Source organism: Streptomyces netropsis (assembly GCF_014203545.1).
In the GTDB taxonomy this organism is placed as follows: domain Bacteria; phylum Actinomycetota; class Actinomycetes; order Streptomycetales; family Streptomycetaceae; genus Streptomyces; species Streptomyces netropsis.
The window spans coordinates 798,663-823,738 of sequence record NZ_JACHJG010000001.1; the positions used below are offsets into that span (position 1 = coordinate 798,663).

Sequence of the window (25,076 nt, forward strand, 5' to 3'; positions counted from 1 at the left end):
CCAGGGCCCTGAGAGCTGCGCGCCGTCGTCCCGTGCGGCCCCGGGCCGCTCCGGGGGGTTGCGGGGCCGCTTCGCTTTACGCCCCGCAACCCCCCTGCGCGTCCCGGGGCCTCCCGCGGTCGGGGGCCGGGCGCGGTCGGGGATGCGCGGATCCGGGCGGGCCTCCCGCCGTCGGGGCCCGGGGCCCGGGGTGCCGCCCCCCTAGAACGCCGGACGCTCCGGGTCCAATCGTGCCAAGCCCTCCGCAGGAGAAGACGCCTCGGCGAAGTGGCGGCGGGGGATGCGGCCCGCCCGGTGGGCCAGGCGGCCCGCGTTCACCGCGTGGCGCATGGCCTCCGCCATGAGGACCGGTTCCTGGGCGCGGGTGACGGCCGAGGCGAGCATCACCGCCGCGCATCCCAGCTCCATCGCGAGCGCCGCGTCGGACGCCGTGCCCGCGCCCGCGTCGAGGATCACCGGGACCCCGGCGCGCTCGGTGATCAGCTGGAAGTTGTGCGGGTTGCGGATGCCGAGGCCGGAGCCGATGGGCGAGCCCAGGGGCATGATCGCGGCGCAGCCGACGTCCTCCAGCTTGCGGGCGAGGACCGGATCGTCGTTGGTGTACGGCAGGACGGTGAAGCCGTCGTCCACCAGGATCTCGGCGGCGTCCAGCAGCTCGATCGGGTCGGGCAGCAGGGTGCGCTCGTCGGCGATCACCTCGAGCTTGACCCAGTCCGTGCCGAGCGCCTCCCGGGCCAGCCGCGCGGTGAGGACGGCCTCGCCGGCGGTGAAGCAGCCCGCCGTGTTCGGCAGCACGCGGATGCCGTGCTTCTCCAGGACGGAGAGCACCGAGCCCCGCACACCGGCGTCCAGGCGGCGCATGGCGACCGTGGTCAGCTCGGTGCCTGAGGCGAGCAGCGCGCGCTCCAGCACGTCGAGGCTGGGCGCCCCGCCCGTCCCCATGATCAGCCGGGAGGAGAACGCGGTGCCCGCGATGGTGAGCAGATCGTCTGCCATCGGTACGGATCAGCCCCCCTGCACGGCGGTGAGGACCTCGACCCGGTCACCGTCGCCGAGCGTCGTGGCGGGCCACTGGCCGCGGGGGACGACGGTCTCGTTGACGGCGGCGGCGACGCCCGCGCGCGCGGTGGTGAGGGCCGTCACGAGGCCGTCGAGGGTCAGCCCCCGGGGAACCTCGCGGCGCTCGCCGTTGACGCTGATGCCGACGTTGGCCCGGGGGCCGTCGGTGGGGTCGGTGGGGTTCATGCGGGCAGCTCCTGGAGCGCGTTCGAGAAGCGTCGGGGGGAGAAGGGAAGGGCCGTCTCGGGCAGCCGTCCGGTGGTCAGCACCTCGGCCATCACCTCGCCGGTCAGCGGGGTGAGCAGGATGCCGTTGCGGTGGTGGCCGGTGGCCGTGAGCAGGCCGGGCAGCTCGGTCGGGCCGAGCAGCGGCGCGTTGTCGGGGGAGCCGGGGCGCAGCCCGGCGCGGGTCTCGACCAGGGGCAGCTCGGTGATGCCGGGCACCAGCTCGTGGGCGTCGCGCAGCAGCTCGTAGACACCGCCGGCGGTGACGGTGGTGTCCCAGCCGAGCTCCTCCGTCGTGGCGCCGACGACCAGCTCGCCGTTCTCGCGCGGCACCAGATAGACGGGGCCGCCGCGGACGACCGCCCGTACGGTCCGGGAGAGGAAGGGCGCGTACGGGCCGGGCACCCGCAGCCGCAGGATCTGGCCCTTGACCGGGCGGACCGGGGGCAGGACGTGCTCGGGGACCCCCGCGAGAGCGCCGCTGTGGCTGCCCGCGGCGAGCACGGTCGCTCCGGCGGCGACCCGGGTGCCGTCGGAGAGCACGGCCCCGGTGGCGCGCTCCCCCGTGAGCGTGATCCGTGCCGCCTCCGCGCGGTGGAAGCGCACCCCGGCCCGCTCACAGGCGACGAGCAAGGCCTTCGCGAGCCGCCGGGGATCGGTCTGGTGGTCGCCGTCCACGCGCAGACCGCCGCTCACCCCCGGCGCGAGCATCGGCTCCAGCCGGCGGCACTCGCGCCCCGACAGCCACTGCGAGTCCAGCCCGGACCGCTGCTGGAGGGCGTGCAGCTCACGCAGATGGGCGCGGTCGTCGGCGTCGAGGGCGACGGCCAGCGTGCCGCAGGCGCGGTAGCCGGTGTCCTGGCCGCTCGCCTCCTCCAGCTCGGCCGTGAACGCCGGATAGCGCCGCGCGGAGGCCAGATTCAGGGCGAGCAGCCGCTGCTCGCCGTGGTGCAGCTCCGTCACGGCGGCCAGCATGCCCGCCGCGACCAGGGCCGCACCGCCGCCGGGCGCGGGGTCGGCGACGACCGTGCGCAGACCGCGCTGCGCCGCGCGCCACGCCGTGACGAGACCGATGACACCGCCGCCGACGACGAGCACGTCGCAGACGGTGTCCGACGGCGTGCCCGGACCTTCGGGCATGGTGGAAGACGCGTGCATGGGCGTCCAGCCCCTCCCTTCGCCGGCATGACCCGGATCAGGTTCGTACGGTCGGAGGCCGTCCAGCCTCCCTCTCAGCCCGGTCGTCCGGGCTCCCGCGAGTGCTTTGCACGGCCACCCTAGTACGCGCCGCGAAAGGACCGGAAGGGCGGCCGGACGGGGGAGCCTCGCACCGTTCTGCGGCCTCCGACGGCCAAACGTTGTGACGCTGTGTCAGAGGTCTCCGTACAGGGTGCTCCGGTACGGACCGGCCGCAGCCCTACAGTGATCGGGTGAGCGAGCACGGGAAAGCAGCGAAGACCTCCACCGACCGGCGGGTCGTCATCGTCGGCGCCGGGATGGCCGGGGTGCAGACCGCCGTCGCCCTGCGCGAGCAGGGCTGGCGCGGCGCGATCTCCGTCCTGGGAGCCGAACCCCACCAGCCGTACGACCGGCCGCCGCTCTCCAAGGCCGTCCTGCTCGGCAAGGCGGAGGGGTCGGCCTTCGAGGTGGACTTCGAGTCGCTCGGCATAGAGCTGGAACTCGGGCGGGAGGTCACCGGCCTGCGCGCCGCCGAGCACCTGCTGGAGACCGAGGCCGGGCCCGTGCCGTACGACGTGCTGGTCGTCGCCACCGGCGCCGAGCCCCTCGCGCTGCCCGGCAGCGAGGGCGTGCCCGGGGTGCACCTGCTGCGCACCCTCGACGACGCCGAGCGGCTGCGCCCGGTGCTGGCCCGGCAGCACGACATCGTGGCGGTCGGCGCGGGCTGGATCGGCGCGGAGTTCGCGACCGCCGCGCGCGAGGCGGGCTGCCGGGTGACGGTCGTGGAGGCCGCCGAGCTGCCGCTGGCGGGCGCCATGCCGCCCGAGGTCGCCGTCCACATGGCCCAGTGGTACGCCGACAGCGGAGCCCGGCTGCTGACCGGCGCGCGCGTGGCCGCCGTGGAAGCGGGCGCGGTGCTGCTGGCCGACGGCACCCGCCTCGTGGCGGACGCGGTGGTCGTCGGCATCGGGGCGCGGCCCACGACCGGCTGGCTGGCCGGCTCCGGCATCGAACTCGCGGCGGACCACTCCGTCGTCACCGACGACCGGCTGCGCACCTCCCTGCCCGACGTCTACGCCGTCGGCGACTGCGCGTCCTTCCCCTCCGCCCGCTACGGCGAGCGGCTGCTGGTGCACCACTGGGACAACGCCCTCCAGGGCCCCCGGACCGTCGCCGCGAACATCGTCCACGGCCCGGCCGAGGGCCCGGTCTACGACCCGGTGCCCTATTTCTGGTCCGAGCAGTTCGGCCGCTTCGTGCAGTACGCGGGCCACCACGCGGCCGCCGACGAGCTCCTGTGGCGCGGCGATCCCGACGGCGCCGCCTGGACGGTGTGCTGGCTGCGCGCGGGCGTCCTGGTGGCCCTGCTGGCCGTGGGCCGGCCCCGCGACCTGGCCCAGGGACGCAAGCTCATCGAGCGCGGCGCGGCCATCGACCGGGCGAAGGCCGCGGACGCGTCCGTGCCGCTGAAGACCGCCGCTCTTTGACGTGCCCTTCGCCTGTCCGGCGGACCTTCGGCCACGGGCCGTCTGTGCCGCCTGCGGCGGCGAGCGCCCTGCGGGCGCGTCCTCAATCGCCGGACGGGCTTGATTCGGCTGAGCCCAGCCAAAACCAAGCCCGTCCGGCGATTGAGGAGGACGGTTCCGGACCCGGCTCGGGTCAACCCGGCTACCCACTGTCAGTCCTAGATGGCAGGCTTGTCCCGTGACCGAGATTGACGCAAAGATTGATGCTCTCGTCCCCGCCTGGCTCAACCTCCCCGACATCGCCGAAATTCTCGATATCGAGGTGACGCGCGTCCGGCAGCTGGTCAAGGAAGGCCAGCTGATCGCCGTGCGCCGTGGCGAGAACCGAGTGCTCCAGGTGCCCGCCGACTTCGTCGGCGAGGGCAAGGTCGTCAAGGGCCTGGCCGGGACCCTGACGCTGCTGCGGGACGACGGCTTCAGCGACGAGGAAATGCTGGAGTGGCTGTTCACCCCGGACCCGACCCTGCCCGGGACTCCCGCGCAGGCGCTGCGCGAGAATCGTGGCACGGAGGTGAAGCGCCGCGCCCAGGCGCTCGCCGTCTGACGCGCCCGTAGGCGCCGTAGACGCGAAGTGAAAACCGTCCGGCGTACGGGCACGGGGAGCATCCCGTGCCCGTACGCCGCCGACCCGGGGGGACCCACCACATGTCCGTCACCGCACGCGAGCGGCTCGCCGACGCCCGGCTGTATCTGTGCACCGACGCCCGCAAGCGCCAGGGCGACCTGCCGGAGTTCCTGGACGCCGTGCTCGGTGACGGAGGCGTCGACATCATCCAGCTGCGCGACAAGGGCATGGAGGCGGGGGAGGAGCTGGAGCACCTCGCCGTCTTCGCCGAGGCGGCCCGCCGCCACGGCAGGCTCCTCGCGGTGAACGACCGGGCCGACGTCGCGCACGCCGTCCGCGCCGACGTCCTCCACCTGGGCCAGGGCGACCTGCCGGTGCCGGCCGCGCGGGCGATCCTCGGCGACGACGTCCTGATCGGCCGCTCCACGCACGCCGAGGCGGAGGTGGCCGCCGCGGCCGCCGAGCCCGGTGTCGACTACTTCTGCACCGGCCCCTGCTGGCCGACCCCGACCAAGCCCGGCCGGCACGCGCCCGGCCTGTCCCTGGTGCGCTACGCCGCGTCCCTGGAGGCCGCCGGCCCCGTGCGGCCCTGGTTCGCCATCGGCGGCATCGACGCCGGCAATCTGGACGAGGTGCTCGAGGCGGGCGCCCGACGGGTCGTCGTGGTGCGCGCGATCACCGAGGCGGACGACCCGGGCGAGGCCGCGGCCCGGCTCGCGAAGCGCGTGCGCGACCACGCGGGGTAAAGCCCCCGGGCCGACCGTGGGACGCCCACGATATTTCCACGGAATGTCCAAGGTGTGGACAGTGGTCGGGCGAAAAGGGCATATCGAAAACAATGGTTGGGGCGTCCGCCGCACCGCTGGTTAACTTGCCGGTATGGCCCTTGGCACTGCTTCCACCAGGACAGACCATGCGCACACGGTGCGTGAGCTACTCGCCCGAGGCGAGCGGTCGTATTCGTTCGAGTTCGCGGCTCCGAAGACCGAGAAGGGCGAGCGGACGCTGTGGAACGCCATTCGCCGCATCGAGGCCGTCGCGCCCACGTTCGTCTCCGTGACCTACGGTGCGGGCGGCTCCTCCCGTGAGGGCACCGTGCGGGCGACCGAGCGCATCGCGACCGACACCACCCTCACCCCCGTCGCGCACCTGACGGCGGTCAACCACTCCACGGCCGAACTCCGCAACGTCATCGGCCAGTACGCCGACGTCGGCATCCGCAACATGCTCGCCCTGCGGGGCGACCCGCCCGGCGACCCCATGGGCGACTGGGTGCGCCACCCGAAGGGCATCGACCACGCCGCCGACCTGGTGCGGCTCATCAAGGAGTCCGGCGACTTCTGCGTCGGCGTCGCTGCCTTCCCCGAGATGCACCCACGCTCCACCGACTGGGAAACCGATATCGGGCACTTCGTGGACAAGTGCCGCGCGGGTGCGGATTTCGCCATCACCCAGATGTTCTTCTACCCCGAGGACTATCTGCGGCTGCGTGACCGCGTCGCGGCGGCGGGCTGTGACACCCCGATCATCCCGGAAATCATGCCCGTCACGAATGTGCGCCAGATCGAACGATTCGCACAGCTCAGCAACGCGGCGTTCCCGCCGGATCTGGCGGAACGGATCCTCGCGGTCAAGGACGACCCGGCGGCTGTACGCTCGATCGGGATCGAGTACGCCACGCAGCTGTGCACTCGGTTGATGGCCGAGGAGATTCCCGGGCTGCATTTCATTACCCTGAACCACTCCACGGCGACTCTGGAAATCTACGAGAATCTGGGACTGCACCAGCGGTCCTGACGGCCGGCCCGCGAACGGCGGCTGTACGAGAGGGGCGTTAATGGGCTGGACGGTCCTCTACATCGCGTTCGGCGTCGTCGCGCTCTGGCTGCTGGGCGAGGTGCTGCTGCAGTACAAGGCGCGGTTGCGCTGGCGGCTCCTCGCCTTCTTCGGCTTCCTCGGCGTGGTCGTGGGCGTGCTCATCCCCTCCGTGGTGGTCATCGCGGTGGGCGCGATCGCCTTCGCGATCGGACAGACGTATGTGACGCTCTCGTTCCGCCGCGGCTTCTCCACCGGCTGGGCGATCCGCCGCGGCAAGGACGACGCCGGGGACGGCAAGGAGTCCGCGGCCGGGTCCGCGGCCGCGGAGAAGACCCGGGCCGGCCGCCGGCGCCGGGGCGGGGGCACGGCCCCCCTCGCCGAGCCGACCCTCGAGGTCTCCGGTCTCGAAGTCCACCCGGTCCCCGAGGCCGACCCGGGCCCCGCCCTGCTGCCCAACGCGGCCCACCAGCCCGTCCCCGAACCGTCGGACGAGGCCGCCCCCGGTCCGTACGGCGGCTACGGCGACACCACCGGTTACGACCAGGGCCAGGACACGAGCGTCTTCGGCACCTACGACCCGTACGGCGGTCAGGCCCCCGACGTCCCCGGCGCCCCCGTTCAGGGCGGCCAGAGCGACCAGGGCGCCTATGCCGGCCAGTTCGACTACGGGCAGGGGCAGTACGCGCCCTATTCCGACCCCTACATCGGCAATCGCCAGCAGTCCTACGAGACCTACGAGGGCTACGGACAGCAGGACGCCTACGCCCAGCAGCAGCAGTACGGCACGGCTGCGCCCGCCGGCTATCCCCTCGACGCGTACGGCATGCCGCAGCAGTACGAGATCGACACCCCGCCCGGCGGTGTCTGGGTGCCGCAGCAGCGCGACAACGACACCCCGCCGCCCCCCGGGCAGCAGCCGCCCTACCCCGAGCAGCTGCCGGGCCACGGCTACGACGGGCAGCACTACCGCTACTGACGCACGGCCACAGCTCACCTCGCCTCCCGCACCCGCCCGGCGGGTGCGGGAGGCGACGTTCACTGCGAGCCGCGCCAGTCCGCCCCGGACACGATGAGACCGGCGACCAGCGCCCCGGACATTCCGGCGTGGGCGAGTCCGCCACCGGGGTGGGCGAAGCCGCCCGCGAGATGGAGACCGGGCACCGGGGTCGCGTTGCCGGGGCGGAGGAAGCCGCCGTCCGCACCCGCCAGCACCGGCGCGGGCACCCCGCCGCCCTCGGCTCCGACGGCCGCTTCCGTATCGGCCGGAGTGCGGACCTCCCGCCACAGCAGCCGCTCCCGCAGCCCCGGTACGGCCGCCGCGGCGGCGTCGACCATCCGGTCCGCGAAGCCGTCGGCGGTCGGCACGTCGGCCCAGTCGACGCGTCCGTGCGGTGCGACCGTGGCGACGAGCGTGACGGCCTCGTGCCCGCCGTCCGGCCGGGTGGCCGGATCGTCCGGACGCAGCACGGTCACCGTCGGCCGGTAGTCCCCCCGACCGGAACCGGAACCGCGCCCGGCGGCCGGTCGGTCGTCGTCGCCGAAGACCGCGGCCAACTCCGCCGCCCGGTCGCCCGTGTGGACCACCGTGCGGTGGACGACGCCGTCGGGCCGGGCCCCGCCCAGCGCGAGGAAGACCGTGAACCTGCCGGGCGGCACTGGCGCCTGGGGCTTCGCTGCCGCGCCCGGCGCGATCGCCGCCAGCCGCCCGGGCGAGACCCCGGCGACCACCATGTCCGCCTCGGCCACGCTCCCGTCGGCCAGCTCCACCCCGGCGGCACGCCCGTCCTCCTCCAGCAGACGGACCACCTCCGCCTCGAAGTGGAACTCCACCTTGCGGGCCCTGCACCGCTCGTACAGTGCGTCGGCGAGCGCCCGCACGCCGCCGCTCACGTACCAACTGCCGAAGGTCTGCTCCATGTAGGGCAGCACGGTCGCGCTCCCGGGGGCGCGGCGCGGGTCCAGTCCGTACGCCAGGGCGTGGCTCTCCAGGAGGGCGGCCAGCCGCGCGTCCCCGAGCTCCCGCTCCGCGACGGAGGCGAGGGTGACCGGGCCGCGCCGCCTGAACAGACCGCGCTTGCGCACCGCGGGGTAGGGGTCCTGGCCCAGGGCCGCGTGGTCCTCGCGCAGCGGCTCCTCCAGCAGCGGCCGGCGGGTGGCGTCCCAGACCTCGCGCGCCCGGTTGACCAGGTCGCTCCAGCGCTCGCCCGCGCCCGGGCCGACCGCGTCGTCCAGCGCCCGGACGACCCCGGCCCGGGAGGCGTTGGGCAGCGAGACGTCCGTGCCGTCCGCGAAGACGTGCCGGCTCGCCGGGTCCACCTGGGACATGCCGACGCAACGCTCCAGCGGCTCCTTGCCCGTCTTGACGAACAGGTCGCGGTAGACGGCGGGCAGATGCAACAGCCCCGGCCCCGTGTCGAAGACGAAGCCGTCCCGCTCGAAGCGCCCCACGCCGCCACCGTGCGTCGCCGCGCGCTCGTACACCGCCACCCGGTGGCCCGCGACGGCCAGCCGGGCGGCGGCTGCCATCGCGCCCATCCCGGCGCCGATCACCACAATCCGTGCCATGCCAGTGACTTTATCCGGCGGCACCGACACCGCCGCCCGGCGCCTTCCCCCGGCCGTCCGGCCGCTCACGGCCGTCACCGCCGCTGAGGCTGAACGCTCAGGCTTGAGTACACGTACTCAGTACCGGAGATGAGTAGCTGCGCGGATGGGACGGGGGCCGCGCGGAAGGAAGAGTGGTGCCCACGGAAGAGCCGGAGCGCCGGACCGCCGACACGGGGCGGCGGAACGGCGCGACGGCTCGGCCGTGACGGGGGAGAACCGGGTCTCCACGGGGGAAACGCGGAGGCCCGGGGGTTCGGGGGAGTACCGGGGGAGCACGGGGGAGTACGGGGGAACGCTGTTCCGGTGCGGGCCGAGGGGGATCGGACCGCACCGGAACAGCGCCGTTTCCGTCCGGCGCCCGCCGTCCGCGCGTGTGCGCTCCCGTCAGCGGCCGGCGCCGCCGACCCGCCCCTGCAACAGCCGTGACAGCGCCGAGTGCACCTCCTCGACCGACCGCTCCGGCTGGTACGACTGCCAGTCCAGGGCCGCCACCAGCACCATCCCGAACAGTGCCGACGCCGTCAGCGGCACGTCGATCTCCGGGCTCAGCTCACCGGCGGCGACCGCCTCCCGCAGCACGGACTCGATGACCGCGATCGCCTTCTGCCGCACCTGCATCAGCGTCGACTGCCAGGCCCGGTTGGTGCGCCACAGCTCGGCCACGTACAGCTGGGTGAGCGCCGGATAGCGCGAGATGAAGTCCAGCCCGGCCCGGACCATCGCGTCCAGCGCGTCGACCCTGCGGCCGCCGCGTTCGGCGCTCTCGTCGGCGGCCCGCTGCAGGGAGTCGGTCAGCAGCTCGATGCCGTGCCGCAGCAGCTCCTCGAACAGCACGGACTTGCTGGCGAAGTTGTAGTAGACCGTGCCCTTGGCGACGCCGGCCCGTTCGGCGATCTCGTCCACCGTGGTGGAGGAGAAGCCCTGCTCGGCGATGAGGGTGACCGCCGCCTCGAAGAGCTTCCGCCGGGTGTTCTGACGGCGCGTACCGCTGCTGTCCATGGGGATGATTCTCCCTGTCGGCGAGGTGTCGTCGCTCACAGGGCTCACAGGCTCAGCTCCGGGTGCAGCCGGTCCACCGTCCAGACCTGCTTGCGCCGTGCCGTCCACGCGGTGAGCGTCAGCGCGCCCAGCGTGAACGCGGCCAGCACGCCGCACGCCTGCCACACCGGGGCCGGGCCGCCCCCGGTGATGAGGTGGCGCAGCCCGTCCACCACGTAACTCATCGGCAGGAAGGGGTGGACGGCGTTGAAGAACCCCGGGCTGGTCTGCACCGGATACGTGCCGCCGGCCGACGTCAGCTGGAGCATCAGCAGCGCCAGGACGAGAATGCGCCCGGCCGGACCGAAGCGGGCGCCCAGCCATTGCACGATCGCGGCGAAGCACGCCGTGACCAGGACCAGGAAGCCCATCGTGGCGGCGGCGCGCGGCAGTTCCAGCCCGAGCAGCCAGTGCAGCACGGACAGCAGCGCGCCGGCTTGGAGCACCCCGATCGCGGCGACCGGCAGCCAGCCGGCGAGGGCGATCCGCCAGCCGCCCGCACCGATGGCCAGGGCACGCCGGTTGAGCGGCTGGATCAGCATGTAGGCGACCATCGCCCCCACCCACAGGGAGAGCGGGATGAAGTAGGGCGCGAAGCCGGTGCCGTAGTTGGCCGCCTTGTGCGTGGCCTCGGAGGCCAGCGCGACCGGGTCGGCCATCACCCGGGTGCGGGCGTCACGCTCCTTCTTGCCGTAGTCGGGGATCCGGTCCACGCCGTCCCGCAGCCCGTCGGCGAGTTCGGCGGAGCCGTCGGAGAGTTTGAACATGCCGCCCTGGAGGGTGCCCGCGCCTTCGCGCAACTTCCCGATCCCGCCGTCCAGATCGCCGGCCCCCTCCTTGGCGGTGCCGAGCCCGCTGTACAGCCTCCCGGCCCCGGAGTGCAGCGCCCCGGCGCCCTCGGCGACCTTCCGCGCGCCCGCGTCGAGGGCGTTGACCTTGCGCACGGCACCGTCGATGTCCCGGGCGAGGTGCGGGGCCTCCTCGGCGAGCCGCACGGCGTAGGTGTGGAGGGTGTCCAGCGTGCCCGGCAGCCGGTCCAGCGCGCCGTTCTCGTTGTGGACCAGGGCGCTCAGGGCCGCGGCGCCGTCGGCCGACTTCCCGGCGGCGAACACCGCCTTCCGCAGCTCCGGGCAGACGGTGTCGGGTGCGGCCGGTTTCCCCGCCCCGCACGACGTGTCGTAGGCGGCGGCCAGGGCGTCCGCGGCGCGGCGGCTGCCCTCGGCGAGCCGGGCGGCGGTGGCGGGGGAGGGCAGGTCGTCCAGGTGGTCCCGCAGTGTCTTCGTCTCCCTGGCGACGACGCGGGCGGTGCGGCCGATCTCCTCGGCGTTCTCCTTGACGAAGGCGCCCTCCTCGGCCGCGACGCCGTTGACCTTGTCGGCCAGTTGCCGGGTGCCGTCCGCGACCTTCCGCGCGCCCGTGGCGAGCTCCTGCGACTTGGTGTCCAAGGTGCCCGCCCCGGTGTGCAGTTCGTCCACGCCGTCCTGGAGGTCGCCGCTGCCCTTCTTCGCGTCGGCCAGCCCCTTCTCGAGGTCTCCGGCGCCCTTCTGCGCCCTGCCGATCCCGTCGTCGAGCTTCCCCGCGCCCGCCGCGGCCTTCGCCGTCCGGTCGTGGAGGTCGGAGAAGGAGACGAAGATCTTGTCGTAGAAGGACCGGGAGGTCTTGCGGGAGGCGGCCGCCCGCACTTCGGCGAAGACCGTGCGGGAGATCTGGCCGACGATGTAGTTGTTGGAGTCGTTCGTCCGCACCTGGAGCGCGCCCGTCCGCGGGGTCCGGCCCGAACTGGAGGCGACCTGTTCGCTGAAGTCGGCGGGAACGGTCAGCGAGAGGTAGTAGGTGCCGTCCTCGACGCCCTTGCGCGCCGCCTCGGCGCTCGTCTCGTGCCACTGGAACGACTTGCTGTCGCGCAGCCCCTTGGCGATCGTGTCGCCCGCGCCGAGCTTCCGGCCGTCCACCGTGGCGCCCCGGTCCGCATTGACCAGTGCCACGGGCACCTTGTCGAGGCGTCCGTAGGGATCCCAGAAGGACCACAGGTACAGCGCGCCGTAGAGCAGCGGCAGCAGCAGGAGCGCGACGAGTGCCGCGCGGGGGAGCCTTCCCCTGCCGAACCGCCTCAGCTCAAGGGCGGCCAGTTTCGGCGAGCGCATCTGCCGCGTCCTCCTCGTCGGTGGTGTCCGTCCCGGCTTCGCGGCGGGCGGTCGAGACGACGACCGTGCCCTCGGGCGGCGCCGTGCCGCACACCGCGAGCACGGTCGTACCGGCGTCGGCCACCGACCGCAGCAGCGCCCACGCGCGCGTGCGCTCCGCGTCCGAGAGCTTGAGGTCGGTGTCGTCCACGGCGAGCAGCCGTGGACCGCCGATCAGCGCGAGGGCCACCGACAGCCGCAGCGACTCCAGCCGCTCCAGGTCCCGTACGGCCGTGCGGTCGCCCTTGGGCAGGGCCGTCAGGTCCAGCCCGGCGGCCGTCAGCGCCGCCTCGACGCGGGCCCCGGCCTCGGCCGCCCGCTCGGCGCGCGGCCGCAGCAGACCGCGCAGCGGGCCGCCGAACCGGCGGCGCAGCAGCGTGCGTTCCCGCAGGTGCTCGGCGACGGTCAACGAGGTGTCGAGCTCGGCGACACCGGGTACGTGCGCGAGAGCGCTGATGCGCCGGACCGCCGCCATGTTCCGCCGGTGCGCGCCGCGGCCCGTTCCGGACAGCGGCAGTCCGGCGACCTCGGCCCGGCCGGCGCCGGCCCGCATCCGGCCGGTGAGCGCGAGCAGCAGACAGGTGCGGCCCGAGCCGGAGGGGCCCTCGACGGCGACGAGCGCGCCGGGTGCGGCCGTGAGGTCCACGTCGCGGAAGGCCCAGCCGCGAGGGCCCCGGACGCCGAACCCCTCGGCCGTGACGGCGGCCCCGGGCGGGGCGTCGGTCGGCGGAGCGCTGTTCACACGAACCTCCCGTACCAGAAGCTGCACTGACCGGTCAGTGCAAAAGGATGCGGGGGGAGCCCCCGCGGCCGTCAACCACGGACGAAGGTTTTCGGCCTCCACCGCCCGCGACCGAACGCGCCAACTGCCCCCACGCACGGTGTTCGCGCAGGTCAGGGCGATTGTCAGTGGTGTGCCCCACGATGGGGGCATACGGCGGCCCCGCCCGCGTGCGGACCGCCCCCGACGAAGGAGGTTCGTCATGGCCGGTAGCGCGAGCGACGTCCGTCCCGTCCCGCCCCTCCAGCCCGTCCCGCGCCGCGCGGCGACCCCGCCCGCGGCCCTCGACCTGCTCACCCAGGCCCAGCACGGGCTGGCGGAAGCCGCCACGCTGCAAGCCCCTCACGAGCGGTACGCCACCGCGCACCTCGCCGCCCTGCGCACGGCGGCCGCCGTCCTCGCCGTGCGGGGCCGCCCCGAGACCTCCGAGCGGCGTCGCCGGAGGATCCGCAGCGCCTGGGAGGTCCTGCCGGAGGTCGCCCCCGAACTCGCCGAGTGGAGCGCCCTGTTCGCCTCCGGCGCTCCCCGCCGGGCCCGCGCGGAGGCGGGCATCCGGTCCGCCGCGAGCCGCCGTGACGCGGACGATCTGCTGCGCGACGCCTCGGCCTTCCTCCGGCTCGTCGAGCGGATGGTGGTGCTCCAGCCGAAGTTGCCGCTGGAGCAGCCGGCCCGCCCGGCCCACCCGGCGCTGCCCCGGCAGCCGGCCGCCCCGCGCGACAAGGCGGGCTGACGCGGCGGACCGGAACCGCGGCGTCCCCGCCGGAGGCGGGCGAGGGTTGTGTGGCCCCGCCGCGCCGCCCATTAGGCTGGGCCCCGCCGACGACAGTCCTTCGTCGCCGCCGCCGAGGCGGCGGCGACACCGCGCCGAGGAGCCACCCGCCGTGTCAGACCCGCTGCGCCCCCGGGCGTCCCTCCGTACCGCCGTGGTCTGGGAGGTCCTGCGGGACGCCCTCGGCCGTCGGGCCAAGGCCGTCGGCGGGGACGCCGCGGGCGAGCTGGAGGTCCTCGACACCGGTGGCGGCTCCGGCTACTTCGCGGTGCCCCTCGCCCGTCTCGGACACCGGGTCACCGTCGTCGACCCCAGTCCCAACGCCCTGTTCGCGCTGGAGCGCCGGGCCGCCGAGGCCGGGGTCGCCGACCGGGTGCGCGGGGTCCAGGGCGACGCCCACGGCCTGTTCGACGTGGTCGAGCGCGGCGGCTACGACGCCGTCCTGTGCCACGGCGTGCTGGAGTACGTCGACGACCCCGCCGAGGGCGTCCGCAACGCCATCGACGCGCTCCGCCCGGCCGGCACCCTCAGCCTGCTGGCGGCGGGCCAGGGCGGCGCCGTCCTCGCCCGCGCCCTCGCCGGTCACTTCACCGAGGCCCGGCAGATCCTCTCCGACCCGGCCGGCCGCTGGGGCGACGGCGACCCGGTCCCGCGCCGCTTCACCGCCGACCAGCTCTCCGAGCTGGTCACCGAGGCCGGGCTGGCCGTCAGCTCCGTGCACGGCGTGCGGGTCTTCGCCGATCTGGTGCCCGGTGTGCTCGTCGACACCGAGCCCGGAGCCATCGACGCGCTGCTCCAGCTGGAGGCCGCGGCGGCCGAGCTGCCCGCCTTCCACTCCGTGGCCACCCAGCTGCACGTCCTGGCCGAGCGTGGCTGACCGCACGCGGTAGGTCACAGGCCACCCGATCAGCCCGTTCGCCCCGTATGATCGGTGGACACCGTCCGGCATGGCGGATCGGCGGGCAGGGAATGTACGTCCCGACGTCATCGATCGCCACACCGCATCGGTGGGCGGATTGGCGCAGAGGGGCGGGTTTCACGGGGGCGATTCCCTGCCTATCCTGAAAGGGTCGCACCCCGGTCGCCCCCCGCGACCGACGAGTAGGAGGACTCCGTGCCGCTCTCGGAGCACGAGCAGCGCATGCTCGAGCAGATGGAGCGAGCGCTGTACGCCGAAGATCCCAAATTCGCCACAGCGCTCGAGGGCAGCGGCCTGCGCACGTACACCCGGCGACGGGTCTACCAGGCGGTCGCGGGTTTTCTGGTGGGCATCGCGCTCCTCATGGCCGGAATGGTCGCCCAACAGATCTGGATCAGCGTGGTGGGGTTCCTCGTCATGCTGGGATGTGCCGTGCTCGCGGTGACGGGGTGGCGCAAGGCGCCCAGGCCCGGAGCACAGGCCGGACCCGCCGCGATGGGCGGGGCACCCCGGCGACAGGCCCGACAGCGCCGTACCGTGATGGACCGGATCGAGCAGCGCTGGCAGCGCCGCCGTGACGAACAGGGCCACTGAGCCCCGCATTTCTCGCAGGAACGCGCGCGGCTGACGCGCGCAGAGGTCCGTGAACGACAGGGGGCCGGGACATCACGTCCCGGCCCCCTGTCGCATACCCGAGTTCCGCACACCCGTCGGCGGAAGCCCCCCAGCGGCCCTCAGCCCCGCTGGCGCGAGGGGCGCAGCGCCCCGCCCGCCCGGCGCCACACCGCCACGATCCGCCCGGTCCGCAGCCGTTCGAGCGCGGCCGACCAGCGCCGCGAACACGCCCACGCCACACGGGCGGCCGAGCGCGGAGCCAGCACGGCCCGCAGCCGCGCCCCCCGCCCCGCCGCCGCGCGCAGCCCGGCCCGTACCGACTCGACCTCGGCCGCCAACGCCCCGACCGGTCGGGGTGTAGGCGCGTACAGCGCCTGCTCGACCGCGGTGGCCACCCGGACGGCGGACTCGGCCGACGGCCCGTCCAACGCGCCGATCCGCACGATCCGCGCCGCCGCCTTCCGCGGGGTCTGCGCGTCGTCCGGCAGGATGCCGTAGTCCCAGGCGGAGTCGGTCAGCTCGCGCCAGGCCGCCAGCGTCCGCTCCACCGTCTCCCGCGGATCGTCGTCCGGCAGCACCGCCGGCCCCACGGGCCGACCGCCCGGCCCGGACGTTGCCGCCGCCGCGGCCTCTCCGGCGGGGCCACGCCGACTCGCGCCCGCGGTGCCGAGGCGCCGGGCTCGTACCCGTCGGCGCCAGAGCATCGGCAGCACGGGCAGGACGAGGACCACCAGCGCGGCCACCGCGACGGCCGTCACCGTGCCCGCCCGCGGCCCGCCGTCGGACGCACCGCCGCCCGGCTGCTGGGCGAGGGCCGGGCAGCCGTCGACCTTCTTCAGCCGCGGGGTGCAGTCGTCACCCGACCTGGCCGGCGCCGACGGCGCGGCGGACCGGTCGGGACGCGGGGAGGGCGCGCCCGGGTCCGACCCGGCGGGCGTCTCGGCGACCGTGTACTCGGGCGGGGTGCCGCGGCTCGGCGTGGGCTCGAAGCGGGTCCAGCCGGCCCCCTCGAAATACAACTCGGGCCAGGCGTGCGCGTCTTTGGAGCCGACCGACATCGAGCCGTCCGCCTGCGGGGTGCCCGGGGTGAAACCGACCGCCACCCGCGCGGGGATGCCCAGCGTCCGCGCCATGGCCGCCATGGAGAAGGAGAAGTGGACGCAGAAGCCCTCCTTGGCCTGGAGGAACCTGGCGATGGCGTCGGGTCCGCTGCCCGAGCGCACCTCCGTGTCGTAGCGGAAGCCGCCGTCGACCGCGAACCACTCCTGAAGCTTCACGGCCTGCTGGTACGGGTTCGCCGCCCCCGCCGTCACCTTCCGCGCCGTCTGCGCCACCACCTTCGGCAGCGAGCCCGGCACCTTGGTGTACTCGCGCAGCAGCCGCTGCGGGGCCGCGGGCGCGGTGGAGAGCTGAGCCGCCGTCGGCTCCACCAGCAGGCTCGTCACCTGATAGCGCGCGCCCCGGGTGGTCTGCGCGTGGCCGCCGACCACCATCCGACCCTCCGGCTCGTACCGCCACCGGCCGCCGATCCGCACCTGCTGGGCCGGATAGGGGAGGGGCAGATAGGTCTGCGCGTACGAACCGGACGCCGCCACGGAGGTGTTGACCGGGTCCGTACGCACCCCGGGGGCCAGCCCGGCGGGGGTGGGCAGCGGGTCCGGCACCTCGGTGACGGGGCGGCCGGGGGACGTGCGCCAGGTCGAGCCGTCGAACTGATCGAGCGTCACGATGCGCAGATACAGGTCCCCGGTGTTCTGCGTGGAGGTGCGATAGCGCAGCACCTCGCGGTTCTCCGGCTGCCGGAGGCTGTCCTGGAGGGCGACCAGCGGGCTGACCGCGCCACTCCCGCCGCCTGTGCCGCCCTCGCCGGGGCTCTGGCCGCGCGCCTGGAGCAGCCCGCCGTCCATGGTCGGCAGCGCGGCCGGCACCAGCAGCGCGATGCCGAGCGCGAGCGCCCCGATCCGCCGGCCCGTACGGACCGGCGCGATGGCGGGCCCCTGGCCGGGGCCCAGCGGATGGGCCGCCGGGCCCGGCCGGGCACCCCCACCGCCGAAGACCCGGCCCCACTGCGCGAGCCGGTCGCGGCCCTCGGCCAGGAGCAGCAGCAGATAGCCGGCCGCCGCGGCCAGGAACCACAGCCAGTCGGTGCCCTCCGCCAGCCCGGCCGCCACGGAATACAGCGCGAGCAACGGCAGCCCGGCCGGTGCGGCGCTGCGGTACGTGACCGCCAGCGCGTCCACCACCAGGCCGATCACCAGCACCCCGCCGACCAGCATCAGTCGGATGGCCGCGGTCGCCGGCGCGGGGATGGCGTACCGCCCGATGTCGGACGCGCCCTCCCGCAGCAACTGCCCGAACTCCTGGAAGACGTCCGGCCCCGGCAGCAGCCCGCCGACCGCCTGCGCCCGCGCGAAGACCACGGTGAGCAGCAGCAGCGCCACCAGGGCCTGCACCGCCACCGTCAGCGCCCTGGCCAGCGGCACCCGGCGGGCGAGCACGCCCACCGACGTCTGGATGGTCAGCAGGAACGCCGCCTGCACGATCCACGCGGACCTGTCCACCAGCGGCAGCAGCGCACCGGCCGCCGCCAGCGTGGCCGCCGCCGCGCACACCGCCAGCCGAACTCCCCCGCTCATGACCTGCCTCCCGCCACGCCGCCCCAGCCGCCCGTCGTCCCGCCCGCCGCGTCGTCACGGCCCGGGGCCGGGCCGGTGGAACCCGCCAGCCGCCACAGGTCCGCCAGCGGCGCGCCCGGGGTGACGGCCAGCGCCGTCCACCCGGCCTCCCGCAGCACGCGCAGCCGCCGCTCGCCGTCGAACCGCGCCCGGGAGCCTTGGCCACGCGGGTCGTACGCCCACGCGGCGGGATCCAGGACGAAGGCGACCGCCGTCACGCCGCGCTGCCGCATCCGCCCGGCCAGCATCGTCTGCTCCTCGTCCAGCTCGCCGAAGAACGCCACCAGCAGCCCGCCGGCACCGCCGCGCAGGGTGTCGTAGGCGGCGGCCAGCCCCGTCTCCTCGGAGTGGCCCACCACCGCGAGGGTGTCCAGCATCAGCCCGGCCGCGTCCGCGGAGTCGTGCGCGGAGCCGCCGTAGCCGCCCATGCCGTCGGGGCCGGGCACCGAGCTTCCGGTGTCGGTCAGCAGCCGCACGGAGAAACCCCGCTCCAGCAGATGGACCGCCGTGGAGGCCGCCCCCGACACCGCCCATTCGAAGGGGGAGGCGGGCCCGGCGCCCTCGTAGGCGATGCCGCGGGTGTCCAGCAGCACCGTGCAGTGGGCCCGGTGCGGCTGCTCCTCGCGGCGCACCATCAGCTCGCCGTAGCGGGCGGTGGAGCGCCAGTGCACCCGGCGCAGGTCGTCGCCGTGGCGGTAGCCGCGCGGTATGACGTCGTCCTCGCCGGCCAGCGCGAGGGAGTGGTGCCGGCCGTCGCCGTAGCCCGCCGCCTCGCCACCGAGCCGCACGGGCGGCAGCGGATCCACGCGCGGCACGACCGTCAGGGTGTCGAAGGCGCTGAAACCCCGGGTCAGCTCGCACATCCCGAACGGGTCCGTCAGCCGCAGCTGCAACGGCCCCAGCGGATAGCGGCCGCGCAGATCCGAGCGGACCCGGTAGGACACCTCGCGGCGGCCGCCCGGCTCGATCCGGTCCAGGACGAAGCGCGGGCGCGGCCCCAGCACGTACGGCACCCGGTCCTGGAGCATCAGCAGCCCGGTGGGGAGCCGCGAGACGCTGTCGATCCGCAGGTGCACCCGCGCCTCGGCGGTCGCGGGCACCCGCGACGGCGACAGCCGTCTGCTGCCGGTGACCCGGTGCCGGGTGCGGTGCAACACGATCACGCACACCACGGGCAGCACGGCCAGCAGCAGCCCCACCCGCAGCAGGTCCGACTGGCCGAGGACGTACGAACACCCGGCGGCCGCGACGCCCGCCGCCAGGAAGGAGCGGCCACGGGTGGTCAGCCCGCCGAACGCCGCCCACAGGCCGCTGCGCGCGGCCCCCCTCTCCCCGGGCTCTCCCGGGCCTCGCGAGGGGGCTCCCCCGGATGCCATCACAGCCTCCGCGCCCCCGGGGGCTGGTGGCCGGGCGGCTGCGGCTGACGCCACGCCTGCGCCGACGGATCGGGCACCGGGGTCCGCTGGAGGATGTCGACGACGACCTGCTCGGCCGTGCGCCGGCTCAGCTGGGCCTGCGCGGTGGGCAGCAGCCGGTGCGCGAGCACCGCCACGGCCAGCGACTGGACGTCGTCGGGCAGGGTGAAGTCCCGGCCGGCCAGCGCCGCGGCGGCCTTGGCCGCGCGCAGCAGGTGCAGTGTCGCCCGCGGCGACGCCCCGAGTCGCAGATCGGGGTGCTGCCGGGTCGCGCCCACCAGGTCCACCGCGTACCGCCGCACGGACTCGGCGACGTGCACCGCCCGGACCGCCTCGACGAGCTTGACGATGTCGTGCGCGTGCGCGACGGGCTGGAGGTCGTCCAGCGGCGAGACGCCGCCGTGCACGTCCAGCATGCGCAGCTCGGCCTCCGGGTGCGGATAGCCGATCGAGACCCGGGCCATGAAGCGGTCGCGCTGCGCCTCGGGCAGCGGATAGGTGCCCTCCATCTCGACCGGGTTCTGCGTGGCCACCACCATGAACGGGCTGGGCAGCTCGTAGCTGTGCCCGTCGACGGTGACCTGGCGCTCCTCCATCGACTCCAGCAGCGCCGACTGGGTCTTGGGCGAGGCGCGGTTGATCTCGTCGCCGATGACGATCTGGGCGAAGATCGCACCGGGCTTGAACTCGAAGTCCCGACGCTGCTGGTCGAAGACGCTCACACCGGTGATATCGGACGGCAGCAGGTCCGGCGTGAACTGGATGCGCCGCACCGAGCAGTCGATGGACCGCGCCAGCGCCTTGGCGAGCATGGTCTTGCCCACCCCCGGCACATCCTCGATCAAGAGATGCCCCTCGGCGAGCAGCACGGTCAGCGAGAGCCGTACGACCTCCGGCTTGCCCTCGATCACGCCCTCCACCGATCTGCGGACCCGCTCCGCTGTGGTGGTCAGATCGCTGAGGCTCGCTCGTTCGTCATAGGTCGTCACCCGGCCCTCCTCGGCCCTTCCCCACGCTCCTTCGGGAGCAGGGGATACCCCAATCCGAGCCGGGCCCGTGGGTACGGACCGGCCCTCCCCGAAACGTGTCCGCCGCGCCCCCGCCGTTCGCGGAGGCGGGCGCCACGTACGCATTCTGGCCGCTCAGGCGGTGTTGCGTCACCGCCTGTGGACAATCAGCGCTGCGGGTCGATCTCGCGCAGCAGACCCGTCGTCACGTCGAAGACGAAGCCGCGCACGTCGTCGGTGTGCGGCAGGAACGGCGAGGTGCGGACCCGCTGCATGGACTGCCGGACATCCTTGTCGAGGTCCTTGAACGCCTCCACCGCCCACGCCGGACGCTGCCCGACCTCGGCCTCGATCTCGTGCCGGAAGTCCTCGGTCAGGTTCAGCAGACCGCAACCGGTGTGGTGGATCAGGACCACCGAGCGGGTGCCGAGCGCCCGCTGGCTGATCGTCAGGGAGCGGATGATGTCGTCGGTGACCACACCGCCGGCGTTGCGGATGGTGTGGCAGTCGCCGAGCTCCAGGCCCAGTGCGGCGTGCAGGTCGAGACGGGCGTCCATGCAGGCCACCACGGCGACCTTCAGCACGGGACGGGCGTCCATGCCCGGGTCGGTGAACGCGGAGGCGTACTTTGCGTTGGCCTCGACCAGACGGTCGGTGACCGTCTTCCCGGAGTGGTCGCGGTCGGAGGTCGGCTGCGAGGGCTGAGACGCGGATATCGACATATGCACGAAGGTAGTCGGCGCGCGGCTCATCGGCCCGCTATAAGGGCGGGCAAACGCCGCCAACACGGCCTCCTGTGAGGTATGCCACAGGCCGGGCGCCCCTGCCGCCGTCCGGGTGAAGGCACCCTCCTCCCGGGCCGGTCACGGAGCCCGCCCCCCGCTCCCGACGCGTTCGCGCGGCCGCGCCCAAGGCCGGGGCGGGACGCGCTGGCCGGTTGATTGACCGAAGGGACGAGTGGACTAAAGTGGCGCGAAGTGGGAGGCCTGACGCTCCCCTTGGAACCGAAAACCCGCACGTGCGCGCCGCGTACGTACCCCTCGGCCTCCTCCCGCTCCCCGGTCGCCCGACACCACTTCCCCGGTGCCGGACCGGCCGCTTCCCCTTCGAGCGGGTGGGGACCCGGGGATGCGTACGCCCGCGGACCTCCCCGGACTCTCAGAAGGGCGCATGAGCAGCAACGCGCGACACGTCCCCGTCATGCTCCAGCGCTGCCTGGACATGCTCGCCCCCGCTCTCGCCGAGCCCGGCGCGGTCGTCGTCGACTGCACCCTCGGCGCCGGCGGACACAGCGAGGCGCTGCTCACCCGCTTCCCCGAGGTCCGGCTCGTCGCCCTCGACCGCGACCCCACCGCCCTGGCGCTCGCCGGGGAGCGGCTCGCCCCCTTCGGCGACCGCGCCACGCTGGTGCGCGCCGTCTACCACGAGCTCCCCGAGGTGCTGGAGAAGCTGGAGATCCCGCGGGTCCAGGGCGTCCTCTTCGACCTCGGCGTCTCCTCCATGCAGCTCGACGAGGCCGACCGCGGCTTCGCGTACGCCCAGGACGCCCCGCTGGACATGCGGATGGACCAGACGACGGGGCTCAGCGCCGCGGAGGTCCTCAACACCTACGCGCCCGGCGAGCTGGTGCGCATCCTGCGCGCCTACGGCGAGGAGAAGCAGGCCAAGCGGATCGTCAGCGCCATCGTCAAGGAGCGGGCGAAGGAGCCCTTCACCAACAGCGCCCGGCTCGTCGAGCTGATCCGCGACGCGCTGCCGCAGGCCGCCAAGCGCACCGGCGGCAACCCCGCCAAGCGCACCTTCCAGGCCCTGCGCATCGAGGTCAACGCGGAGCTGGCCAGCGTCGAGCAGGCCATCCCCAACGCCGTCGCCGCCCTCGCGGTCGGCGGCCGGATCGCCGTGCTGTCCTACCAGTCGCTGGAGGACCGCATCGTCAAGCAGGTCTTCGCGGCGGGCGCCGCCAACACCGCGCCGCCCGGACTGCCGGTCGTCCCCGAGCGCTACCAGCCGCGGCTGAAGCTCCTCACCCGCGGCGCCGAGCTGCCCACCGAGGAAGAGATCGCCGAGAACCGGCGCGCCGCACCCGCCCGGCTGCGCGGCGCCGAGCGCATCCGCGAGGACGCCCCGTGACAGTGGCCGCCCGCGGCCCGGGCGCGCGCCTGATCCGGCTGCTGCCCGCCGGAGCCGTCGGAGCGAAGCGGACCCCGTTCGTCCTGCTGGTCGTGGTGCTGCTCGGCTCCGGGCTGCTCTCGCTGCTGGTGCTCAACTCCTCACTCAACCAGGGCTCCTTCGAGCTCAGCCGGCTCCAGCGCAAGAGCACCGAGCTGACCGATGAGCAGCAGGCGCTGCAGCAGGAGGTCGACCAGCTCGCCGCCCCGGACGCGCTGGAGCGCCGCGCCCGCGAGCTCGGCATGGTCCCCGGCGGCAGCCCCGTCTTCCTCGACCCGGACGGCACCGTCCACGGCGCCCCGTCCCCGGCCGCCGCCGACCCCGCCTCCTTCACCACCTCGTTCGACCCGGCCGCCCCGGCCCCCGCCCCGCCGCCGCTCCCGGTCCCCGCTCCCCAGGTCCCCGCCCCCGACGCCCGTACGGCAGTGAAGCCCATTCCGACCACCGGCAGGTGACGCAGTGCCGCAAACCCCCGGGGTACGGCCCCCGCGCTTCTCGCAGGCCCCACCGGCCGCCGGGCCGGCCGGGCCCACGGCCGCGTACCGGCGGCGGCCCCGGAGGGTGAGCGCGACATGACGGCCCCCCGTCGCCCCCGAGAGCCCCGCGACCCCCGCCGCCGCGTCCCCGGGCCCGCCCGCCCCGCCGCCCGCCCCGCCCGCGCCCCGCGCCCCGCGGCCTACCGCGCTGGCGCCCGGCCGCTGCGGCTCGGCAGCCCCCGGCCACGGCTGCGCATGGTCGGCGCCGGGCTCACGCTCGTCCTGCTGGTCTTCACCGTGCGGCTGCTCCAGGTGCAGGCCGTGGACGCCAGCGCCTACGCCGCCAAGGCGAACGTCAACCGCTACATCCCCGTCACGCTGGCCGCCGAGCGCGGCGCCATCACCGACCGGGCCGGCATCGACCTCGCCACCACCGTCGACGCGTACGACATCACCGCCGCCCCCGACCTGCTGACCCCCGAGCGGATCAAGACGGCCGGCGCGGCCCGCCAGGCCGCCGAACTGCTCGCCCCCCTGCTCGCCGAGCGGCCGGCGGTGCTGGAGCAGAAGCTCACCGCCAACCCCAAGTCGAAGTACGTCGTCCTCGCCCGCCGGCAGGCCCCCAAGGTCTGGAACCGGATCAAGGAGCTGAAGAAGACCACCGCCGACCGGGCGAAGGCGAAGCAGGGCGTCGACGTTCTCGCGGGCGTCAACCGCGAGTCCCACAGCAAGCGCGTCTACCCCAACGGTGACCTCGCCGCCGGGATACTGGGCTTCGTCAACGCCGAGGGCCAGGGCGGCGGCGGCATCGAGGCCCAGCTGAACAAGGAGCTCGCCGGCAAGGACGGCAAGCTCGTCTACGCCCAGTCCGGCGGCCGTCAGGTCCCCACCGGCGACCTCAAGGAACAGCCCGCCGTGCCCGGCTCCGACGTCGAGCTGACCATCGACCGCGACATCCAGTGGGCCGCCCAGAACGCCATCGCCGAGCAGGTGAAGGAGTCCGCCGCGGACCGCGGCTACGTCGTCGTCCAGGACACCCGCAGCGGCGAGATCCTGGCCATGGCCAACGCCCCCGGCTACAACCCCAACGACCTCGCCCACGCCGACGGCAACGCCATGGGCAACGCCGCGCTCCAGGACGCGTACGAACCGGGCAGCGTCAGCAAGGTGATGACCATGGCCGCCGTCCTGGAGGAGGGCAAGGCCACCCCGGCCACCCATGTCGAGGTGCCGAACCGGCTGCCCCGCGCCGACCGGGCCTTCGCCGACGACATCGACCACGCCACCTGGCACCTCACCCTCAACGGGGTGCTCGCCAAGTCCAGCAACATCGGCACGATCCTCGCCGCCGAACAGCTCGGCAAGGACCAGCCGCAGGCCAACCGCGTCCTCCACTCCTACCTGCGGAAATTCGGCATCGGCGGGCCCACCGGCCTCGGCTTCCCGGGCGAGACGCCCGGCATCCTCGCCAAGCCGCAGAAGTGGAGCGCCTCCCAGCAGTACACGATCCCCTTCGGCCAGGGACTCTCCCTGAACGCCGTACAGGCCGCGTCCGTGTACTCCACCATCGCCGGCGGCGGGGAGCGGGTGCAGCCCACGCTCGTACGCGGCATCAAGGGCCCCGACGGCCGCTTCACCCCCGCCCCGGCCCCGCCGCGCACCCGTGTGGTCAGCGAGCGGACCGCCAGGACCCTGGCCACCATGCTGGAATCCGTCATCGACGACCGGGAGGGCACCGGCACGAAGGCGAAGATCCCCGGCTACCGCGTCGCGGGCAAGACCGGCACGTCCAACCGGGTGGATCCGCAGACCGGGCGCTACCACGGCTACACCGCCTCCTTCGCCGGATTCGCCCCCGCCGACCAGCCCCGGATCACCGTCTACTGCGCCATCCAGAACCCCACCGAGGGCAGCTATTTCGGCGGCCAGATCTGCGGCCCCGTCTACAAGAAGGTCATGGAGTTCGCGCTCAAGACCCTCCAGGTGCCGCCGTCCGGCACCCAGCCTCCCCGGCTGCCGGTGAACTACGGCGACCGCTGAACCGGGGGCGG

General features: G+C 74.4%; 22 protein-coding genes and 1 riboswitch. Of the genes, 11 read left to right on the forward strand and 11 right to left on the reverse strand.

Annotation, left to right across the window (positions count from 1 at the left end; all coding sequences use genetic code 11):
- Positions 1-201: 201 nt before the first annotated feature.
- The 3 genes from FHS38_RS03630 to thiO all read right to left on the reverse strand — a co-directional run bounded on the left by FHS38_RS03630 (position 202) and on the right by thiO (position 2,441).
- The gene (locus tag FHS38_RS03630) at positions 202-996 is read right to left on the reverse strand and encodes a thiazole synthase (protein ID WP_184730520.1); all 795 of its coding nucleotides are present in this window, start codon (positions 994-996) and stop codon (positions 202-204) included.
- Positions 997-1,005: 9 nt separating this feature from the next.
- Complete coding sequence (gene thiS, locus FHS38_RS03635) at positions 1,006-1,245, reverse strand: sulfur carrier protein ThiS (protein ID WP_184730522.1); 240 nt, start codon at positions 1,243-1,245, stop codon at positions 1,006-1,008.
- Positions 1,242-2,441 (reverse strand): glycine oxidase ThiO, encoded by a 1,200-nt coding sequence (gene thiO, locus FHS38_RS03640; protein WP_229821859.1) that lies wholly within the window; start codon positions 2,439-2,441, stop codon positions 1,242-1,244. Before thiO ends, thiS begins: the two co-directional genes overlap by 4 nt.
- Positions 2,439-2,550, reverse strand: a riboswitch (TPP riboswitch). It overlaps the preceding gene by 3 nt.
- A gap of 163 nt (positions 2,551-2,713) precedes the next feature.
- Between thiO and FHS38_RS03645 the strand changes: the two genes are divergently transcribed.
- The 5 genes from FHS38_RS03645 to FHS38_RS03665 all read left to right on the forward strand — a co-directional run bounded on the left by FHS38_RS03645 (position 2,714) and on the right by FHS38_RS03665 (position 7,347).
- Positions 2,714-3,949, forward strand: a complete 1,236-nt coding sequence (locus tag FHS38_RS03645; RefSeq protein WP_184730524.1) for an NAD(P)/FAD-dependent oxidoreductase — start codon at positions 2,714-2,716, stop codon at positions 3,947-3,949.
- Positions 3,950-4,166: 217 nt separating this feature from the next.
- Entirely contained in the window at positions 4,167-4,532 is a 366-nt protein-coding gene (locus FHS38_RS03650; protein WP_184730526.1) for an Rv2175c family DNA-binding protein, read from the forward strand.
- Between the two features lie 101 nt (positions 4,533-4,633).
- Positions 4,634-5,299 carry a thiamine phosphate synthase gene (gene thiE, locus FHS38_RS03655; protein ID WP_184730528.1) on the forward strand — a complete coding sequence of 222 codons (666 nt, stop codon included), beginning with the start codon at positions 4,634-4,636 and terminating at the stop codon, positions 5,297-5,299.
- Positions 5,300-5,432: 133 nt separating this feature from the next.
- Positions 5,433-6,350 (forward strand): methylenetetrahydrofolate reductase [NAD(P)H], encoded by a 918-nt coding sequence (gene metF / locus FHS38_RS03660; protein ID WP_184730530.1) that lies wholly within the window; start codon positions 5,433-5,435, stop codon positions 6,348-6,350.
- Between the two features lie 40 nt (positions 6,351-6,390).
- Positions 6,391-7,347 carry a hypothetical protein gene (locus FHS38_RS03665; RefSeq protein ID WP_184730531.1) on the forward strand — a complete coding sequence of 319 codons (957 nt, stop codon included), beginning with the start codon at positions 6,391-6,393 and terminating at the stop codon, positions 7,345-7,347.
- 59 nt (positions 7,348-7,406) lie between these two features.
- Here FHS38_RS03665 and FHS38_RS03670 read toward each other — a convergent pair whose 3' ends face one another.
- From FHS38_RS03670 to FHS38_RS03685, 4 genes are all read right to left on the reverse strand, one after another.
- The gene (locus tag FHS38_RS03670; RefSeq protein WP_184730534.1) at positions 7,407-8,936 is read right to left on the reverse strand and encodes a phytoene desaturase family protein; all 1,530 of its coding nucleotides are present in this window, start codon (positions 8,934-8,936) and stop codon (positions 7,407-7,409) included.
- 426 nt (positions 8,937-9,362) lie between these two features.
- A complete protein-coding gene (locus tag FHS38_RS03675) occupies positions 9,363-9,977 on the reverse strand; it encodes a TetR/AcrR family transcriptional regulator (protein ID WP_184730536.1) in 615 nt (204 codons plus the stop codon).
- Positions 9,978-10,021: 44 nt separating this feature from the next.
- Complete coding sequence (locus tag FHS38_RS03680) at positions 10,022-12,160, reverse strand: YhgE/Pip family protein (RefSeq protein ID WP_184730538.1); 2,139 nt, start codon at positions 12,158-12,160, stop codon at positions 10,022-10,024.
- Positions 12,132-12,941 (reverse strand): ATP-binding cassette domain-containing protein, encoded by an 810-nt coding sequence (locus FHS38_RS03685; RefSeq protein ID WP_229821858.1) that lies wholly within the window; start codon positions 12,939-12,941, stop codon positions 12,132-12,134. The genes FHS38_RS03680 and FHS38_RS03685 overlap by 29 nt, the downstream gene beginning before the upstream one ends.
- A gap of 241 nt (positions 12,942-13,182) precedes the next feature.
- Here FHS38_RS03685 and FHS38_RS03690 point away from each other — a divergent pair, with 241 nt between their 5' ends.
- From FHS38_RS03690 to FHS38_RS03700, 3 genes are all read left to right on the forward strand, one after another.
- Complete coding sequence (locus FHS38_RS03690; protein ID WP_184730542.1) at positions 13,183-13,710, forward strand: SAV_6107 family HEPN domain-containing protein; 528 nt, start codon at positions 13,183-13,185, stop codon at positions 13,708-13,710.
- A 151-nt stretch (positions 13,711-13,861) separates the two neighbouring features.
- Entirely contained in the window at positions 13,862-14,626 is a 765-nt protein-coding gene (locus tag FHS38_RS03695; RefSeq protein ID WP_184730544.1) for a methyltransferase, read from the forward strand.
- Between the two features lie 237 nt (positions 14,627-14,863).
- Positions 14,864-15,262, forward strand: a complete 399-nt coding sequence (locus FHS38_RS03700; protein ID WP_130877337.1) for an SCO2097 family morphological protein — start codon at positions 14,864-14,866, stop codon at positions 15,260-15,262.
- Positions 15,263-15,402: 140 nt separating this feature from the next.
- On the opposite strand, the gene FHS38_RS03705 is transcribed toward FHS38_RS03700, so the two are convergent.
- The 4 genes from FHS38_RS03705 to FHS38_RS03720 all read right to left on the reverse strand — a co-directional run bounded on the left by FHS38_RS03705 (position 15,403) and on the right by FHS38_RS03720 (position 21,102).
- Positions 15,403-17,919 carry a transglutaminase TgpA family protein gene (locus FHS38_RS03705; RefSeq protein WP_184730546.1) on the reverse strand — a complete coding sequence of 839 codons (2,517 nt, stop codon included), beginning with the start codon at positions 17,917-17,919 and terminating at the stop codon, positions 15,403-15,405.
- Positions 17,916-19,334, reverse strand: a complete 1,419-nt coding sequence (locus FHS38_RS03710; RefSeq protein ID WP_184730547.1) for a DUF58 domain-containing protein — start codon at positions 19,332-19,334, stop codon at positions 17,916-17,918. The genes FHS38_RS03705 and FHS38_RS03710 overlap by 4 nt, the downstream gene beginning before the upstream one ends.
- Positions 19,334-20,362 (reverse strand): AAA family ATPase, encoded by a 1,029-nt coding sequence (locus FHS38_RS03715; protein ID WP_184730548.1) that lies wholly within the window; start codon positions 20,360-20,362, stop codon positions 19,334-19,336. Before FHS38_RS03715 ends, FHS38_RS03710 begins: the two co-directional genes overlap by 1 nt.
- A 185-nt stretch (positions 20,363-20,547) precedes the next feature.
- A complete protein-coding gene (locus tag FHS38_RS03720) occupies positions 20,548-21,102 on the reverse strand; it encodes a beta-class carbonic anhydrase (RefSeq protein ID WP_184730549.1) in 555 nt (184 codons plus the stop codon).
- Positions 21,103-21,550: 448 nt separating this feature from the next.
- Here FHS38_RS03720 and rsmH point away from each other — a divergent pair, with 448 nt between their 5' ends.
- From rsmH to FHS38_RS03735, 3 genes are all read left to right on the forward strand, one after another.
- On the forward strand, positions 21,551-22,510 hold the full coding sequence (gene rsmH / locus FHS38_RS03725) for a 16S rRNA (cytosine(1402)-N(4))-methyltransferase RsmH (RefSeq protein WP_184730550.1): 960 nt from the start codon (positions 21,551-21,553) through the stop codon (positions 22,508-22,510).
- Entirely contained in the window at positions 22,507-23,004 is a 498-nt protein-coding gene (gene ftsL, locus FHS38_RS03730) for a cell division protein FtsL (RefSeq protein ID WP_184730552.1), read from the forward strand. The genes rsmH and ftsL overlap by 4 nt, the downstream gene beginning before the upstream one ends.
- Before the next feature lie 117 nt (positions 23,005-23,121).
- Positions 23,122-25,065, forward strand: coding sequence for a peptidoglycan D,D-transpeptidase FtsI family protein (locus FHS38_RS03735; protein ID WP_184730554.1), 1,944 nt, complete (start codon positions 23,122-23,124; stop codon positions 25,063-25,065).
- Positions 25,066-25,076: the final 11 nt, after the last annotated feature.

Excerpts from the sequence above, each read along its gene's own strand:
- FHS38_RS03630 (WP_184730520.1), bottom strand. The coding sequence starts at position 996 with ATGGCAGACGATCTGCTCACCATCGCGGGCACCGCGTTCTCCTCCCGG.
- thiS (WP_184730522.1), bottom strand. The coding sequence starts at position 1,245 with ATGAACCCCACCGACCCCACCGACGGCCCCCGGGCCAACGTCGGCATC.
- thiO (WP_229821859.1), bottom strand. The coding sequence starts at position 2,441 with ATGCACGCGTCTTCCACCATGCCCGAAGGTCCGGGCACGCCGTCGGAC.
- thiE (WP_184730528.1), top strand. The coding sequence starts at position 4,634 with ATGTCCGTCACCGCACGCGAGCGGCTCGCCGACGCCCGGCTGTATCTG.
- metF (WP_184730530.1), top strand. The coding sequence starts at position 5,433 with ATGGCCCTTGGCACTGCTTCCACCAGGACAGACCATGCGCACACGGTG.
- FHS38_RS03665 (WP_184730531.1), top strand. The coding sequence starts at position 6,391 with ATGGGCTGGACGGTCCTCTACATCGCGTTCGGCGTCGTCGCGCTCTGG.
- FHS38_RS03670 (WP_184730534.1), bottom strand. The coding sequence starts at position 8,936 with ATGGCACGGATTGTGGTGATCGGCGCCGGGATGGGCGCGATGGCAGCC.
- FHS38_RS03675 (WP_184730536.1), bottom strand. The coding sequence starts at position 9,977 with ATGGACAGCAGCGGTACGCGCCGTCAGAACACCCGGCGGAAGCTCTTC.
- FHS38_RS03680 (WP_184730538.1), bottom strand. The coding sequence starts at position 12,160 with ATGCGCTCGCCGAAACTGGCCGCCCTTGAGCTGAGGCGGTTCGGCAGG.
- FHS38_RS03690 (WP_184730542.1), top strand. The coding sequence starts at position 13,183 with ATGGCCGGTAGCGCGAGCGACGTCCGTCCCGTCCCGCCCCTCCAGCCC.
- FHS38_RS03705 (WP_184730546.1), bottom strand. The coding sequence starts at position 17,919 with ATGAGCGGGGGAGTTCGGCTGGCGGTGTGCGCGGCGGCGGCCACGCTG.
- FHS38_RS03710 (WP_184730547.1), bottom strand. The coding sequence starts at position 19,334 with ATGGCATCCGGGGGAGCCCCCTCGCGAGGCCCGGGAGAGCCCGGGGAG.
- FHS38_RS03720 (WP_184730549.1), bottom strand. The coding sequence starts at position 21,102 with ATGTCGATATCCGCGTCTCAGCCCTCGCAGCCGACCTCCGACCGCGAC.
- rsmH (WP_184730550.1), top strand. The coding sequence starts at position 21,551 with ATGAGCAGCAACGCGCGACACGTCCCCGTCATGCTCCAGCGCTGCCTG.
- FHS38_RS03735 (WP_184730554.1), top strand. The coding sequence starts at position 23,122 with ATGACGGCCCCCCGTCGCCCCCGAGAGCCCCGCGACCCCCGCCGCCGC.